The sequence below is a fragment of the Mesorhizobium sp. M0500 genome (assembly GCF_040321165.1).
Taxonomy (GTDB): Bacteria; Pseudomonadota; Alphaproteobacteria; order Rhizobiales; family Rhizobiaceae; genus Mesorhizobium.
Map to the genome: position 1 here is coordinate 1 of NZ_JAMYRB010000081.1, position 1203 is coordinate 1203.

General features: G+C 60.6%; 1 protein-coding gene. It reads left to right on the plus strand.

Features of this window, described 5'->3' with window-relative positions:
- Positions 1 to 65: 65 nt before the first annotated feature.
- A protein-coding gene (locus NKI70_RS33835; RefSeq protein ID WP_352484793.1) for an IS3 family transposase occupies positions 66 to 1177 on the plus strand; the annotation gives its coding sequence in 2 pieces (ribosomal slippage) (positions 66 to 321 and positions 321 to 1177; 1113 coding nt in all).
- Positions 1178 to 1203: the final 26 nt, after the last annotated feature.

Sequence of the window (1203 nt, forward strand, 5' to 3'; positions counted from 1 at the left end):
TGACGTGCTCCCCTGAAATGTCCTCGGTTTGAGGTTAGCCTGTTCCTCGGATGAGGAGACAGGCAATGAAGCGATCGAGATTTTCTGACGAACAGATCATCGGCATTTTGAAGGAACACCAGGCTGGGCTTTCGGCGACGGATCTGTGCCGCAAATACGGTGTGAGCGACGCGACCTTCTATAAGTGGCGCTCGAAGTATGGCGGCATGGATGTGTCGGAGGCGAAGCGGCTGAAGAGCCTTGAGGAGGAGAACGGCAAGCTGAAGCGTCTGCTGGCCGATGCCATGCTCGACGTCTCGACCTTGCGCGAGATGCTCGGAAAAAACTTCTAACGCCCGGGTCGAGGAGGACTGCCGTGACCTGGGCGATCGAGAACAAGGGCTATTCGCAGCGTCGCGCCTGCGGGCTCGTCGGCATGGAGCCGCGGGTCTACCGCTACCGTCCGTCCCGACCGGATGATGCCGGTTTGCGCAAGCGGCTGCGGGATCTGGCCGCCGAACGCCGGCGCTTCGGCTATCGTCGGCTGCACCTTCTCTTGAAGCGCGAAGGCGTGGCGGTGAACTGGAAGAAGCTCTATCGCCTTTATCGCGAGGAGCGGCTGACGGTGCGCAAGCGCGGTGGTCGCAAGCGGGCCTTGGGCACCAGGGCGCCAATGGCGATACCGCAGGGCGCCAACCAGCGCTGGAGCCTCGACTTCGTCTCCGACACGCTGACCGATGGTCGCCGCTTCCGGATACTATGCGTCATCGACGACTTCAGCCGGGAGTGTCTGGCCACGGTCGTCGACAACTCGATCTCGGGTGAGCGTGTCGCCCGCGAACTCGACATCATCGCCGAACATCGCGGCTACCCCTGCATGATCGTGTCGGACAACGGCACCGAGCTGACCTCGAACGCCATTTTGGCTTGGCAGGAGGATCGGCATGTCGAATGGCACTACATCGCACCGGGCAAGCCGATGCAGAATGGCTTCGTGGAAAGCTTCAATGGTCGGCTACGCGATGAGTGCCTCAACGAACGGCTCTTCACCAGCTATCGGCACGCCCGCAACAGCATCGAAGAATGGAGGATCGACTACAATGTGAATCGCCCACACACGAGCCTCGATGGGCTCACCCCGCTTGAATATGCAACCCGATCCGTCAAGGATCACAACGTGAACAGGGCTAACTTATAGACGCGGACAAAACGGGGAGCACGTCA